Annotated in this window: 7 protein-coding genes; 2 read left to right on the top strand and 5 right to left on the bottom strand. The window is 67.3% G+C overall.

The features are described 5' to 3' along the window. The first annotated feature begins 315 nt into the window (after nt 1-315). Nucleotides 316-606: a hypothetical protein gene (locus tag CKO40_RS12950; RefSeq protein ID WP_200346643.1), complete on the top strand. Its 291-nt coding sequence runs from the start codon at nt 316-318 to the stop codon at nt 604-606. A gap of 268 nt (nt 607-874) precedes the next feature. Here CKO40_RS12950 and lptF read toward each other — a convergent pair whose 3' ends face one another. The 3 genes from lptF to CKO40_RS12935 all read right to left on the bottom strand — a co-directional run bounded on the left by lptF (nt 875) and on the right by CKO40_RS12935 (nt 10,026). Beyond that, entirely contained in the window at nt 875-1,993 is a 1,119-nt protein-coding gene (lptF, locus tag CKO40_RS12945; RefSeq protein ID WP_200346642.1) for an LPS export ABC transporter permease LptF, read from the bottom strand. Between the two features lie 127 nt (nt 1,994-2,120). Continuing rightward, entirely contained in the window at nt 2,121-8,096 is a 5,976-nt protein-coding gene (locus tag CKO40_RS24945) for an alpha-2-macroglobulin family protein (protein ID WP_200346641.1), read from the bottom strand. Between the two features lie 835 nt (nt 8,097-8,931). Next, entirely contained in the window at nt 8,932-10,026 is a 1,095-nt protein-coding gene (locus CKO40_RS12935; RefSeq protein ID WP_200346640.1) for an FAD:protein FMN transferase, read from the bottom strand. 80 nt (nt 10,027-10,106) lie between these two features. Between CKO40_RS12935 and CKO40_RS12930 the strand changes: the two genes are divergently transcribed. Next, nucleotides 10,107-12,368, top strand: coding sequence for a DUF4407 domain-containing protein (locus CKO40_RS12930; protein ID WP_200346639.1), 2,262 nt, complete (start codon nt 10,107-10,109; stop codon nt 12,366-12,368). On the opposite strand, the gene CKO40_RS12925 is transcribed toward CKO40_RS12930, so the two are convergent. After that, nucleotides 12,355-12,711, bottom strand: coding sequence for a hypothetical protein (locus CKO40_RS12925; protein WP_200346638.1), 357 nt, complete (start codon nt 12,709-12,711; stop codon nt 12,355-12,357). The genes CKO40_RS12930 and CKO40_RS12925 overlap by 14 nt on opposite strands. 411 nt (nt 12,712-13,122) lie before the next feature. Then, nucleotides 13,123-14,157 (bottom strand): quinone-dependent dihydroorotate dehydrogenase, encoded by a 1,035-nt coding sequence (locus CKO40_RS12920; protein WP_242477013.1) that lies wholly within the window; start codon nt 14,155-14,157, stop codon nt 13,123-13,125. Nucleotides 14,158-15,050: the final 893 nt, after the last annotated feature.

Below are 15,050 nucleotides of genomic sequence, written 5' to 3'. Positions count from 1 at the left end.
GCGGCGGCACCCTGGGCATCAGCCCCGATTCGGTCGGCACCGTCCGCACAGCCCACCCGGGGCGGAATCGAGGATCAGCAAAGCGGACGACTTTCTGAGGCCGCCCTCCGCGATCGTGTTGCCCGGTATCAGATCGTTCCGAGTCCCCCCTCCGACGCGCCAGCGGTCGCACTCAACTCCATGCCTGATCCGTCCTGCCCCGCGGACTGAAGATCGCATGATCAGGCGAGGCCGAGCGCACCCCAAAGCGCACCCTAACCAGCCCGACGATAACCAGCTGCCCGACAAGCCGCCCAGCCAAAGAGGTAGAACGTCATGAATCACTTCGAATACTGGAGTCCAGCGCCTTTCCAGAGTATCGACCTCGACCTCCCGCTGCACGAGGAGACCGATGACGGCGAGGCGGTCGCAAGTTTGGTCCAGAACATCTTGACCGGAGTCGACGACCTGGCCGCGGGCGGTGCCATCAGTGGCCGCGATATCGTGCAAGCGCTCAGCATCGCGACCGCTGTACATGCAGCCAAGGTGGAGGTCTCGGCATTGAGCGGAGAGACGCTCAGGCTCAACCTGCTCGATGTTCGGCTACAGGAGGAACGGCTGAACTGAAGCCCAACACGGCAGTTACCGTGAATCACGCCGCATTCGGCATTCATCGTCCGGGGTGGCACGCCGTGCCATGAACGTCAGCGAGGCCCTCGCCACGGCCATGCGCCCCACGGTCATCGGCCCCACGGCCATCTGCCCCATGGTCATCGGCAAGCGACTCCGAAAGGGACCGCACTGACAGGCACAACGTAACCCCCCAGCAGAATCTAGCGCCGGGCGGGTGCCAAGGGGCCATGCGCTGTCGCCGGACGCTGCAGCCTTGGCCAGCTCAGCGTTTTCGGCTGCGGTACCAGCCACGAATCGCATCAGTGGCCTGCCTAAACCAGAACGAGCCTGGCGCCAGGCTCAGATAGACCATCAAGAGGATCGCAGCCTGGTACCAGAGCATCCCCATCCAGGCCGGCGTCAGACCGGTCTGAAACCAATTCTCAGCCAAGCGCTGTAGATTGAAGAAGGCGAAGTAGGTCAGGAAGGCCAGCAGGAGTCGAGCCGTTCCCCGCTGACGCGGCGACAGGGTCGTGAGCGGGATCGCAAGGAGGGCCAGCGCATAGATCGCAAGCGGCGCCGCGAGACGATGGCTGAGTTCGGCGCGCTCCGCGAGCGACTCGGCACCAACCAGATCCCGCGTCGGCATCGCTGCGCGCCGGCGCCGCTCGATCTCGCTCGTCCGATCACTGTCGAGAAAGTAGGTGTAGCGATCAAAGTGCGCTAGCCGGTAATCCGCTCTCCCGGCCGTGCCGTCGTAGCGGCGCCCCGATTCGAGCACCACGCGCTGCTCACCGGTTTCGCGGTCGCGTTGGTAAGTGCCGCTGTCGGCAACGATCAGTCGCGGCTGCTCGGCGCGCCTGTCCTGCAGGAAGATGCCGCGAAAGCGGTTCGCTTCGTCGATCTCAGCGGCGTAGAAGGTGATGCGGCCGCCATCCTGTTGATAGAAGCGACCGGCGCGGAGGCCGGCGACCTGTGTCGAGCGTTGGTCCTGAGCATCCTCGATGATCTGGACCTGCAGCGAGGCATAGGGCTGACCGACCAACGCGAACCAGCCGGTCACGAGCGAAAGCGGCACTGCGAACAACAGTAACGATCGGTAAAGCCGCACCGGGCCGAAGCCACAGGCACCGAACGCGATCAGCTCGCTGTCGCGAGCGAGGCGCCCGAGGGTGACCAGCACCGCGATGAAGAACGCCGGCGGCAGCAGGCTCGCCGTATCGCGCAGGATCTGCAGCCCGAGGTAGCGCAGCACCGCATCGTTGCTGAGTGCGCCAACGTTGACCTCCTCGAGCGTGCGCAGCAGCAGCATGCTGACCATCACCATCAGCAAGGTCAGCATGATCGCAGCAAAGACCTTGCTGATCTCCGCCAGCAGGTAGCGATCGGCGACGCTCAGCACGGACGCCCCCGACCGCTGACCACTGATAGCTTCACCCAGCCGGGCGGCGCCCGGCCGCCGCCTTCATCGCACAGCCCAAGCGCGCGCTGAGGCTCAAACCCCCGACGCGGGCGGGAAACCAACAGGCTCATTCTGCCGCTCGGATCAGCACCGAGCCAGACGCCGTCCGCCCCCGGAGCTGGGGCTGATACATCGCCTCGACCGCGGCGGCCGGGTGACTGAATTCGCCCGGCGAGACCGCCCGCACCACATAGGCGAGCTGGAAGCTCGGCGGATCACGCCGCTCGCGATTGACGGCCGCAACAAAGCGATCGGCGCCGAAGGCGGTATGCACCGGCTCGGTGATCAGATTCAGCCAGGGCAGCCCCTCGACCGAGCCGGACTGGAGCAGGTGCGGATTGTCGATCTCGAAGCCGGCCGGCAGCGGATCGCTGACGATCAGCCGAGCGGCGCGACGGCGATCGGCGGTGACCGTGACCAGCACCACCAGCCGCGCGCCTTGCTGGACCTGGGTCGGATCGACTCGACGGCCGTCGAAATCGTAGTAGGCGCGTTCGATTTCGTAACCGCGCGCAGATGCCGGCGGCTTTGTCTGCGGCACGCCGCTCGCGGTGACCGATGCCGTCAGCGACCGCTCGCCCGCATTGGCAATCGCGAGCGCCGCGAAGGCGTCGCGCTGGCTCGGATCGTAGCGGCGGAAGAAGGCGTCGCCGACCGGCTCACCGCCGACACGGAGACGGGGCTTGGCGGCACCATCCATCAGCGCATGGGCGGCGAGCAGCATCCAGACCTGCTCCTGGGTGCTCGGGTATTCAAGCGCCGACCATTTCTGCGCCAGCCGCTCGCCAAGGGCGCGCAGGTCGATCGCGCCGAGGTTCGCCTCGGCCGCGAACGCGAGCAGCGCCGCGCCGTCGCGCAGATGTGAGCCGAAGTCGTCGCGCCAACCGTGGGCATCGGGACCGTCATTCCATCGATCCAAAGCGGAGCGCAGCGCGATCGCGGCGCGGTCGCGCTCGCCGTACAACGCCAGCGCCGCACCGAGCTGGGCGCGCGCCATCGGCGTCGCGAAGGCGTTGAGCTTGGTCTCCAGGTAGTAGCGCAGGTCGCCAACCGGGACGCGCTGATGGCGGGCCAGCACATAGAGCCCATAGGCGATCCCTTCGCCGCCCTGATCGAAATCGGACGCGTAGCTGAGCTGGTTGCGCAGGTTGCCCAGCGAGTTGTCGAAGGCCGGCACCGGCACCGTATAACCCTGCTCGCGCGCCCGGCTCAGGAAATCGGTGACATAGGCATCGAGCCAGAGATCGCCGGGGGCGGGCGACCAGAGCCCGAAACCGCCATTCGACGCCTGGTGGGCGAGTACCTGCGCGATCGTCTCGCGCACCCTTTTCGCAGCGGTCTGATCGGCCGGCAGCCCAGCCGCGACGGCGACCTGATCCAGGTACAGCAACGGCAGCGCGCGGCTCGTGCGCTGCTCGACGCAGCCGTAAGGATAACGATCCAGCGCCCAAAGCAGGCCGGGCACGTCGATGCCCGCGGCGCCGCTGACCGAGACCAGCCAGTGACCGGTCCCGGGGACGAAGTCGGTCCCTTCGACATCGTTCAGCATCGAGCTCGGCGCCAGCGCATCGGCCCCCGGCTCAAGCCGGGCCGTCGCGGTCCGTCGAACGGGCGGCTCGAGCGTCCGCACCCCGAGCTGCAGGGTCTTGGTCAGCTCGTCGCCGGCCGGGGTGACCAGCCGGATCAGCAGCTCGTTGTCGCCGAGCCGGGTCGCGGTGACCGGGTACTCGAGCCGAGCGCGGCCCTGCTCGGCGAGCTCGACCAGCAGCGGGGTGCCGTCGTTGTCGATCGCCAGCCCCTCGCCGTTGCTGGTCAGCGAGACCTCGACCGTGCCCGCCGGTCCCTCGACATGGGCGAGTTCGACCAGGATGCGCGAGCGGTCGCCCGGCGCCAGGAAGCGCGGCATCGCCGCACTGACGACGATCGGGTCGCGTACCAGCACCTGCTTGGCAGCCTGGCCAACGCCGTCAGCGGACCAGGCCATCGCCATCAGTTGTACCTGACCATTGAAGTCGGGCAGATCGAAACGCGCCTGAGCCTGGCCGTTCGCATCGACCTCGAGGATCTCGCTCTGGAAGGCGACCAGGGCCTCGCTCGGCGGCGGTCCCTCGAAGCTCATCAGCTGCCGGGCGCCGCTGCCGGTGCGCAGCCGGCCCGGCTCGCCCTGCATCCGGTCGATCAGCCGGCCGTAGAGATCGCGCAAGGCTGCACCGAGCCGACGCTGGCCGAAGTACCAGCCCACCGGCGACCAGGGCTCGAAGCCGGTCAGATTGAGGATACCGACATCGACCGCGGCCAGGGTGGCATAGGCCGTTTCACCCGGAGCAAGATTGGTCAGCCTGAGGTCCACCTCGAGCGGCGCGCGTGGTCTTGTGCGCTCGGGGGCATCGATCACGACCGCCAAGCGTCGCTCTTCCGGGTCGACACCGGCCCAGTGCAGCCCGATCGCGCGCCGCGGCATCCGCCGCGCGGCCAGGTCTATCCCGCGATAGAGCATTGCGGTCACATAGACGCCCGGCCCCCAGTCGGCGGTGACCGGCGACGCGACCGTCGCACCGTCCTCCGGGACCTCGGCCGGGTGCATGCTGACCAGGCCGTCGCCGCTGATCACCACCACCAGCGCCAGGCCTGGGAAGCGCGGCTCGAGACGCACCCGTGCCTGCTCACCGATCCGGTACTCGGGCTTGTCGAGCGAGACCTTGAGCCCATCCGGGGTATCGAACGCCTTCGGCGCGACGTACCAACCGGCCTCGAAGCCGATACTTGCCGGTACAAGGTTGGGACCGGCCCCTGAGCCAGCCCCCGGGCCAGCCCCTGAGCCAGCCTCTGAGCCAGCTTCTGATTCTGCGCCACCCTCGACCCGCAGCTCGTACGCGCCCCAATCGACCGCCGCCTCGAGCGTTCTCGTGAGCGGCCCCGTGCCGTCGACGCCAACGCCGCTGTCCCCAACGCCGCTGTCCCCAACGCCGCTATCCCCAGCGCCGCTATCCCCGGCGCCGTGCCCAGAAACGGGGTCGCCAGCGCCGTCACCGCCCGAACCGTCACCCCCAGCATCATCACCCCCAGCGCCATCACCCTCAGCCTCGATTGCGAGCTCGCCGCTCGCGACCCGGGTGCGGCTGACGATTGGCTCATAGCGCCAGTCGCCGTCGGTCTGATACCACTGATAGGAGGTCTGGACCTTGGACAGGGTCCAGCGCAGGTCCGAGGCCTGAGCCGGTTGGCCGTCCCCGCCCAGCACCATGACCTCGAAACGGGCATTGGCGCCCTGCTCGACGGCGCCGTCAAACAGCGGTCTGATGCCGATCCGCGGGCGCGGGTCGGCAATCGGCAGGCTGAGCTCGCGCTCCACCGGGCGCCCGCCGCCGTCGAGCACCTGTACAGTGATCTGCGCCTTGAGCGGCCGGCTGCTCGGGGCCAGCGTTGGCAGCTCGATGCCAACCTGCGCCTTGCCGTCGGCGCCAGTCTCGGTACCCGGCAGCGGCGCGGTTCGCTCATGGACCTCATCATCGGCGAGGCCGAACTGCCAGCCCGGCCAGTCCTCGAGGCCATCGGCCTGGCTCACGCGGGTGCTGCCCTCGACCTCGAGGCCAGCCGCCGGCGCGCCGTAGAGATAGCGCGCGTCGATCGTCAAACGCGGCGGCGATGCGGGGTCCAGGGTCTTGGCAGCCGACTCGACAGTGAAATCGAGCCGCTCGGGCTCGAAGTCCTCGACCAGGAATGGGGTCTGGGCCAGGGCCTCGGCCTGCGGATCAGCAAACACCTCCGCCTGCCAGGTACCGCGCATTGCGTCGTCGAGCAGCGGCACGCGCAGCAGATGGCCGCCGAATCCCTGATCCGGGACCTGCTCGCGGCGGAACTCGACACCATCGGGCCGTTCGAGCACGAAGGTCAGCGGCACGTCGGTCAGCGCGCCGGCGCGCAGGTCGCGCGTCAGCGCGGTCAAGGTCACTGTTTCGCCGGGCCGATAGATACCGCGCTCGCTGACCAGATAGCTGTCAATCGGCTTCGGTGCTGGCCGACCCTGCACGCCGCGGTCGCTCAGATCGAACGGGCTCGCCTGCAGGTCGAGGAAGCCAAAGTCGCCCTGCGCGCCTTCGGCGCTCAGCAGGGCGGGCCGGTTGCCGCCCTCGCCGCGCAGCAGGCCGGGGTCGAAGCGCGCATGGCCCTGCGCATCGGTGCGCGCCTCGCCGAGCACCTGCTGGTTCAGCGCCAGCAGCTGCAGCCGGACATCGGCGAGCGGCTCGGCGCTGGAGAGCGAGCGCACGAACGCGTGCAGGCCATCGTCGGCGGAGAGCGCCGTCAGCCCGAGATCGGAGACGACGAACCATTGGGTCGCCAGGCCATCGGTCTTGAGCGCATCGGCCGGCCGCGCGGTGAGGATATAGGCACCCGGGGCGAGACGACGCACTGGCGCATCAGGCTGGCGTGCGGTCGTATCGGCCTGAGTCGCTTGCGCGCCGGGCGACGGTGCGGACATGTTGGCCCGGCTCGGCTGCTCGCTCGCCCGGGCTGCAGTGCCATCGTCCTGGCCTGCCGGCGCACTCGCCACATCAGTCCGGGTCGCAGCGGTCTGGCCCGCATCGGCCTGGCCCGTGCGCGTGCTGCTCGCATCGCCGTGGCGAGGATCGATCTCGGCGATCAGCTCCGCGATCGGGATCGCCGTCGTGACCTCACGGTTGAGCTCGGAGCGGGTCTCGATCTGCCCCTTCCAGAGTCGTTCGCCGCGCCGCTCTTGCAGCGCCTCGGTCTCGTACTCGTTGAGCTGCGCGAGCAGCTCGTCATCGGCCGCGAAGCCGCCGAGGGCGCGATCGCCGACCCGATAGAGCGCCGCCTCGAGCAAATCGGTGTTGACCGTGACCACCGGCAGCGCCGCATCGCCGCCGCTCGGCAGCACATAGGCACGACCCGGGAAGCGCACCGAGGGTGAGCGATCACGCACATAGACCTTGAGCTCGACCGTCTTGGCGAGGCGCTCGCCACCGTTGGATGGCAGACCCTCGCGCACCTCGATCCGATAGCGCTCGCCGTGCGCGACACCGTCGATGCAGATCTGCTCGGCCTCCGGCTCGATCGCGAGCCCGGCCGCATCGAGCGCGATGTAGTCCGCGAGCACGACGCCGTCGCGGGCCAATGGATCGGAGAAGCGGATGCAGATGCGCGGGTCACGCGCATCCGAAGACACGCTGTGGTCGACGACGCGGAAGCCGTGCTGTGCGACGAGCTGGTCCAGGTGGGACTGCAGCGCCGGATCATTGACCAGTGCCAGCGACGCACGCGCGGCCCGTATGGCCTCGCGCCAGGCCGAGCGCGCCTCGAGCGCGCGTCCGATCCGCGCCAGCGCCCGCGCCTGCTGGCCCGGATCAGTGGCGCTCAGATAGGCGTTGATCGCCGCCGCGGTCGCCTCCTCGCGGAAGCGCTGGCGCAGCGACCAATCGTTGGTCTCGACCGCCCCAGCGGCCTCGGCCAGCCGCATCCAGAGGCCGTAGTCGTCGGTTGCCAAGCGAACGGCGACGCGATAGGCCCGAGCCGCGTCTTGGGCGTCGTTCGCGTTTAGCGCGCGCTGGGCGTCGGCGATGATCGCATCGAGTCCGCCATCAGCATCGGTGCTATCGTCGGCCTGCGCGATCCGTCGGCGCAGCGCATCGGCCTCGTCCCGATAACGGCTCGGCAGGAACGCCAGCTCCGAACGACGCTCGGCGCGCCGGTCAGCGCGCTCGGGTGCGGCACCCCGGATATAGCCGGAGATAGCGCCATCGAAGGCGCGCAGCTCACCGAAATCGGCCTTGAGGAAGCACCAGCCGGCATTGCGGTTGTAGGTGAATGCCTGGCAACGGTTGTCGGCGAGACAGGCGGCTTGGCAGTCGTCGAGGCCAACGTCCTGCAGGGTGTCGTAGTCCTCGCCAAAATAGTCGGCGCCGTTGATGATGACCAGCTCGCGCGGCTCGGCAGCAAGGCCAGTCACCGCCGATAGGGCCAGCAAGAGCAGCGTCAAACCCGGCCCAAGCGTCAGCCGGCACACGCCATTCAAGGTTTGTCCCATCGCCGTCTCCGGTACTGGTGAACGCAGGTTATACCCATCGCAAACTGATTTTCGGTGTTCCTCGACTGCTCCGGGTCGCGTCACCCGACCCTCCACTTTGCCGTGCCGAGCATTGACGTGCTTTGGGTATAACAGCAAGTGTATACCGCGCACCCGCTGCTGATGAGGCGATCGGCGATGGCGCGGCTCCGCCTTGCTCGGCGCGCTGCGCTTGCAGTGCGGTCTGATCGTCCGGCTTCGCGTTAGCGCTTGCCCGCAAATACCCTGAACACTCTGCGCAAGAGCCAACCCCCGACATTTTATAGCCATTCCGCCGGATCGCCGGACACAAGGGCCGGCCAGAAGGGCCGGTCAGAAGCGCCGGAACAGTCAGCACCGATGGACTCAGCCTGTCCGGAAACCAGGGCGGGTGACTATAGCTGCCAGTCACCCAAATCTGTTTATACCCATCTCAAATCAGTTTTCGGTTTTACTCGACCGCTCCGCGTCGCGTAACGGCGTTCGGGGGACGCCGTGAATCCATCCGTGGAGGCTTGACGACGGCATCCATGCCGTCGACACCCCCGCTCGCCGTCACCCGACCCTCCGCTCTGCCGTGCCGAAAATTGACGTGCTTTGGGTATACACTGCGTCCAGTTTGGGATGTGCAATTTTGACCGCGCCTGCTGCGAAAAAATGACGTTTCTGTCTCTGGACGCGGTTTAGACTGTTTGCGGCCAGCAAGGCGGGGTCAGCTTTGACAGAGATCGCCTTGGAAGCCCTGACAGCATGACTCCTACTGCGAGCGAAGTCAGGAGCTTGCGCAAGTCAACCGGCCGTTTTGATCGGGGCTCTCTTAGTCCGCATGCAAGGCGTCGAAGGCGTCACTGGCGCGGGCCTCGAATGTCTCGCCGGCATGGTCAATGAATAACGCGGCCAAGCCCCGTTCTTCAGCCAGGCCCAACCCCCGATCCGGCCCCAGGACGAGCAGCGCGGTCGCCCAGGCATCCGCGCGCATCGTCGATTCGGCCAGCACCGTGACCGAGGCCAGCCGGTGACCGACCGGACGCCCGGTCGCCGGATCGATCGTATGCGAGTAGCGCCGGCCTTCGACCTCGAAGAAGTTGCGATAGTCGCCGGAGGTGGCCATGCCCAGATCACGCAGCGCCACGACGCGGAAGATCGCTCGCTTGTCGGTCTCGGGGCGCTCGATCGCGATCTGCCAGGGCTGACCGCGGCCATTTCGGCCACGCCCGCGCAATTCGCCGCCGATCTCGACGAGATAGTCGGTGATGTCCGCCGATTCGAGCAGTTCGGCGATCCGATCAACCGCATAACCCTTCGCGATCGCCGACAGATCGACAGAGAGATCGGCGCGCGTCTTGCGCACCGCCGGCGGCTGTTCCCGCAGCCGCAATTGCTGCCAGCCGACCCGCGCCCGGGCCGCGGCGATCTCGCCCGCAGTCGGCAGCGCCTCCGCGCTGACGGTCGGCCCGAAGCCCCAGAGATTCACCAAAGGGCCCACCGTCACATCGAATGCACCGCCGCTAGCCCGACTGACCCCCTGCGCCGTCTTCAGCACCGAGACCAGCTCCTCTGAGACCGGGAACCAGTCGGTCGAGGGGCTTGCGTTGAAGCGCGACAGCTCCGAGTCGGGCTGATAGGTCGACATCTGCGCATTGATCGCCACGAGCCTCGCCTCGATGCGCTCGGCCAAGGCGGCGCGGTCGAGCTCGGCCGCCGGCTCGACGATCTGCACGCTGTAGGTCGTCCCCATGGTCGCGCCGCGCAGCCCGAGCACGGTTGGTCCCCCGCCACGGCTACAGCTGGCCAAGAGCAGCAGGGCCGCAATGAGCAGCACCCAGGGCGCCAGGCGGGAAGCGGCGAGCCGGGGCTCTGCGGCGGAGTCGGTACAGCGCTGCGCGCCTCGAGGGAATAGCTTCAGTATCATTCGTCTACACACGACATTATCCAAGCGCGTGCGCTCGAGACCGGCACGAGGCCGGGCGGCGCCGCACAGCTGAGCACGCAATGATAGACCCTGACCCGGAAGCGCATCGGTCCGGCTTCAGCCCACGGCGCAACGCCCTGATGCGCCTGGATGGGGCGAGTGCCGGCCCCTATGGCGGGCTCGGGCTCGACGGCCCGCGTCTGCGCCTGCGCGACTATCTCTTCTTGCGGCCATATGGCCGCCAGCTGCTCACACCAGCGGCCGCGGCCTGGATCGGCTCGGCCTGGGTGCTGATCCTGCTGATGGCGAGCCTCGAGGGCTTTGTCTGGGGCATGATCGGCCTTTCGCTCGTGCCGGCTGAAACAGCCTGGCTGGGACCGCCGATTGGGCTGTTCCTGTTCGCGTTATTGTTCGCGGTGGTCTGGGTCGTCGATGCCTCGTTGATCACCTCTGAGAAACCTCGCCTGAGCGGGCAGGCACTGCGCGAATCCGGCCCGTTGCTGCGCTGGCTGCTCGGGCTGCTCGTGCGGGTCGGGATCGTCGCGATCTCGCTCTACGTGACCGCGCCGTTCATCGAAAAACTGATCCGAGCCGATGACATCGCCGCTTGGCATCAGTCCCAGGTCGAGCACTATTTCGATCAGCGTGCCGAGATCTTGCGCGAGCAGGTCGATGAGCGCATCGCCCAGCTCGAGACCGGCTTTCAGGCGCGCATTGCGGGTCTCGAGCAGCAGATTGGTCGCATCGATGAGGCCATCGCGACCGAACGGCAGCGGCGAGAGCGTATCCGGGCCGAGTATCAGCCCGAGATCGAGGTGCTGACGCGGGACCTCGCCGAGGCGCGGCAGCGGGTGGGCGACGAGGTGTTCGGACGCGACGGCCGGCCGGCGGGCTACGGCCCCGAAGCGCGCAAATGGAACGCCCGCGCCGAACTGCTGGCCGAGACGCTGGAATCCAAACGCAACGAGCTGGAAGAACGGGTCGCGCCGATCGATGCACGCATCGGGGCGCTGCAGCAGCAGCTCAGTGAGATCAATGCCGCATTGGCCGAGCTCCGCATCGAGGAACAGGCCCTGCGCGAACGGATCAGGGCCGAGATCGAGGCCGAGCAGCCGCCGCCGGCGCCACCTGAGCTGACCTTTGCCGCACGCTCCAAGGCGCTCACCGCGCTGCGCGAAAGCTCGGGCGAGCAGGGCGTGCCCCACTTCGAGACCGTTGAGGGGTTCGCTCAGGCCGCACTCGGTGTGCTCTTCTTCGCCCTGATCGCCCTCAAGCTTTTCGAGCCGCCGGCGGTGCAGGCCTACTACAGCGAGTCGGTCCAGAGCCAGTACCGCAAGTATCTCGCCGGTGGACTCGCCGACATCCCGGGATTCGCTCATCACGATGATCCGGCGCGCCGACTCTCGCCGGCCGAGTTCGCCCGCCGCTGGGAACAGTGGGAGCGCAGCCCGGATGCCTTTCTCGCCGCCTACCGTGACGAGCTCGACGCCAAGGCGAGCCTGGACCGCCTCGACGCCGACCGTGAGCATGAACATGAGCTGCTGAGCCGCCGACGCGAGAGCATCGACCATCAGCTCGCGCTCGAGCATCGACAACGGGAATCAGAGCTGGCCGTGCGCGAGCAGGAGCTGCAGCTGCGATTGGGCCAGTTCAAGGAGCGGCTCGACAGCGAGACGCGTCGACAACGGATGCGCGACGAGTGGGCGCTGGAACAGGAGCATCAGGAACAGCTCGAGGCCAACCGCGAGGCGCAGCGCGCCCGACGCGAGCAGCGCATCGATGCGCTGCAGCAGCGCTTGGAGCAGCATCGCTCGGCGCGTGCTGCATGCCGCGACCAGCAGCTCAGCCTCACGCGAACCCTGGCCGAGTATCGCGAGGCGATCAGTGCGACGGCGCAGACGCTCCGCTCGGTCGAGGCACGGATCGACGCCCAACAACCGGCCTTGCGAACATTGCGCAGCGACCTCGAAGAGGCCGAGCGGCAGCGTGCCGCAAAGGGCGTATCCGGCTGGCTCAGCGCCCCGGCGCGCCGTTCGCGGCGACTGCGGCGCGGCATCCGACGGATCGAAAGGCTGCTCGCACCGGAGTACAGGCTGCTCGACGCAAGCCGGGGCCGGCTCACGGTGCTGGAGACCGAGCATGAGCAGTTGCGGCGCTCGCTCGAGGAACAACGGGCTACCGAGGACGAGCTGCAAAGGCGGTGCGACGATGAGCGCTCGGCCTTGGAGCACCTGCTACTGGAGCCGCCACCGCAATTGCGATCCGATGCTGCGAGCCCGACAACGGCTTCCGCCAATGGAGACTCCAGGGACTCGCCCGCAACCAAGATCACATCAGTTTGAAGACCTGCTGATTTCCCAGCCCGAGCACCTGCTGCGCCAAATCGAGGGCCTGCTCTGCGAACGCATCCAGGTCGCTCCAGCGGTCTGCTGTATCGAGCACATCGGTCAAGCTCGCGCTGATGACGCGCAGGTCGTAGGCTCCCTGGCTGCGCCGCTCGGCTGCCGCCTGCTCGCTCGTCACATAGAGAACCGGCTCCTGCTCGCCCATCGGCACCAACGCCAGGATGAACCGGTAGTCGCGGTCATCATCGCTGTCGATCTCGCCCAGCAAGGTCGCTGAATGATCGCCGATCTGATAACGCCGCTTCGGCAGCGCGGTCTTGATCTTGGGTCGCTCTTGCATCGTCCTGCTCAATGGTTGGAGGCGTCTCACCAGGCCCTGCACGAAGGCGAGCCGCGCGCGACGCGGGCTTTCGCCAACGAGAAGCGATCCCGTCTGCTTCCGATCCAGCGATGCGCTCCGGCACGGCATTCCCGCGGTTGCGGGTCGAAAGCGTCCAGGCGGCCTGATCTAAGGCGATTGCCGGAAAAGCTCGTACCGAATTGCGCAGGATTTTCGTTTGCCTTCGAGGAGCGTCGCCGGGAGCATAGCCGGGCTATGTGACCGGCGGCGCGACGAAGAAGGCGAGCAAAAAGACCAGCAAGGCGGTATGAGCTTTGACAGAAATCGCCTAAGGGTTTGTTCGCGAGCGGGTGCATGGCGTTGCTCCCGCTGCTGCGCCCGAGATGGCGCCATCGTAGCCGCCGCACAACGTCAGCGTCGCAACGCCAACCCACGCTTGGCGCGCAGCAGCTCCCGGACCAAACCGGGCCCCCGATAGATCAACCCCGTATAGACCTGCACCAGATCGGCGCCGGCGTCGCGTTTCGCCGCGACATCCTCGGGCAAGAAGATGCCGCCGGTACCGATCAGCACCGGCCCTGGGCCGACAGCGGCACGCACCTGTGCCAGCAGCGCGGTGCTGCGAGCGAAGAGGGGGCGTCCGGAGAGCCCACCGCTGAGGCCCGCCTGAGGCCGACTCAATTGCTCCAGCCGGACCGTTGTATTGGTCAGGATCAAGCCAGCGCAGCCGGCCTCGAGCGCCGCATGCGCGCAGGCGATCGCGTCTTCGTCCGCTAAATCGGGTGCGAGCTTCAACAGCACTGGACGGGGGCGCGCCAAGCGCTGATTCGGCCCCTGCACCGCATCGACCAGACGCTGCACCTGCTCGACCGTCTGCAGGTCGCGCAGGCCGGGCGTATTCGGGCTCGAGATATTGACGACCAAGTAATCGGACAGCTCGGCCAGCAGCTCGCAGCTGCGCCGATAATCCTCTGGCGCCTGCTCGGCGGCCGTCACCTTCGACTTACCGAGATTCACCCCGACCGGCACCTGCAGGATCGCGCGCTCGCGCAGTCGCGTCAGCCGCACCGCCATGGCCTCGGCCCCGGCATTGTTGAATCCCATCCGGTTCACGAGCGCAGCATCGGCAGGCAGCCGGAACAACCGTGGCTGCGGATTGCCCGGCTGGGCCAGCGCGGTCACCGTGCCGACCTCGACGAATCCAAAGCCGAGCCGCTGCCAGAGCGGCACGGCCTCAGCGTCCTTGTCGAGTCCGGCCGCCAGACCGATCGGATTCGGGAACTGCAGTCCCATCGCCTCGACCCGCAGGCTCGCGGAGCGCGCGGGATCACCCGCGCTCAGCTCACCGCTAAAGACCTTCGACCAGCGTGCCGCGAGTGCGAGGGCGATTCGGTGCGCCTGCTCGGCATCGAGTCGGAACAGCAGCGGCCGCAACCACCACCACAAGGCCCCGACAGCGCCAACGGAAGATGAGGGAGAGCTTGGCATCGCGAGTGAGCAGCCTGGTGATCAATCAGGTCAAGCAACAGGGCGGCAGGCCGCCCCAGACCGCTCACATGATCCCATCGCTTGCGTGCGAACGCACCCGAGCGTGCGGCAGATCCCATTGCAGGCGGATTGCTCAGGGCTTGTGTGAACCGGTTCTCGCTGCCTGCATCGCGCCCGCCTAGATTGCGATCTCTCAATGGCTAGTTAATTTACTATATGCTAATAAAGTAGTAGAGCATTCGCTCTGGGCGGTCCCAGCACCGCCTCGCGGCGGAACACCGCGGTCATGGTGTGCGCACCCAGGTGTTCCTGTTCACCCCACTGCTTACGACGAGGACTGCTGCAATGAAACTTCTACAGACGCTCAAGCAACTCAACGGCGGCGAGATCCTGTCCATCGCAGCCGTGATGCTGATGGTCGTTGGCGTTGCCTACGGCTTCTTGGTCTAGGCTGATGCTGCTCGGTTGGCCACCTCAGCCAACCGCCAGGCGGGGCCGCTTGCCCCGCCTCTTCCTCCGCGCCGGCTCAAATGCCGGCGCAATGAACTGAGCCTACCGATCCCACCCGCACCCCGCCCGCTGGTCTGAGCTCCCAGTCTGAGCTCCCAGTCTGAGTTCCTAGTCTGGGCGCGAACGCGCCCGCGACACCGCTTGCAAACCCTGCGGTTCACCTGCGGCCCATCGCAGCGCTCGACCTCTTGCAGCGGCGCCTAAGGCGATTGCCGCCGGGTGACCACGGGTGATTGCTCACCCGTGGTTCCCACAGATCCGGACGTGCGGAATTCCCGCATCCGGCTCCTCAGTTGAGCAGTCGCTACACAACAATCGTTGCACACCCATCGGACAAAAGC

Source organism: Halochromatium glycolicum (assembly GCF_016584085.1).
In the GTDB taxonomy this organism is placed as follows: domain Bacteria; phylum Pseudomonadota; class Gammaproteobacteria; order Chromatiales; family Chromatiaceae; genus Lamprobacter; species Lamprobacter glycolicus.
This window is presented reverse-complemented; position numbering and strand designations above follow the sequence as displayed.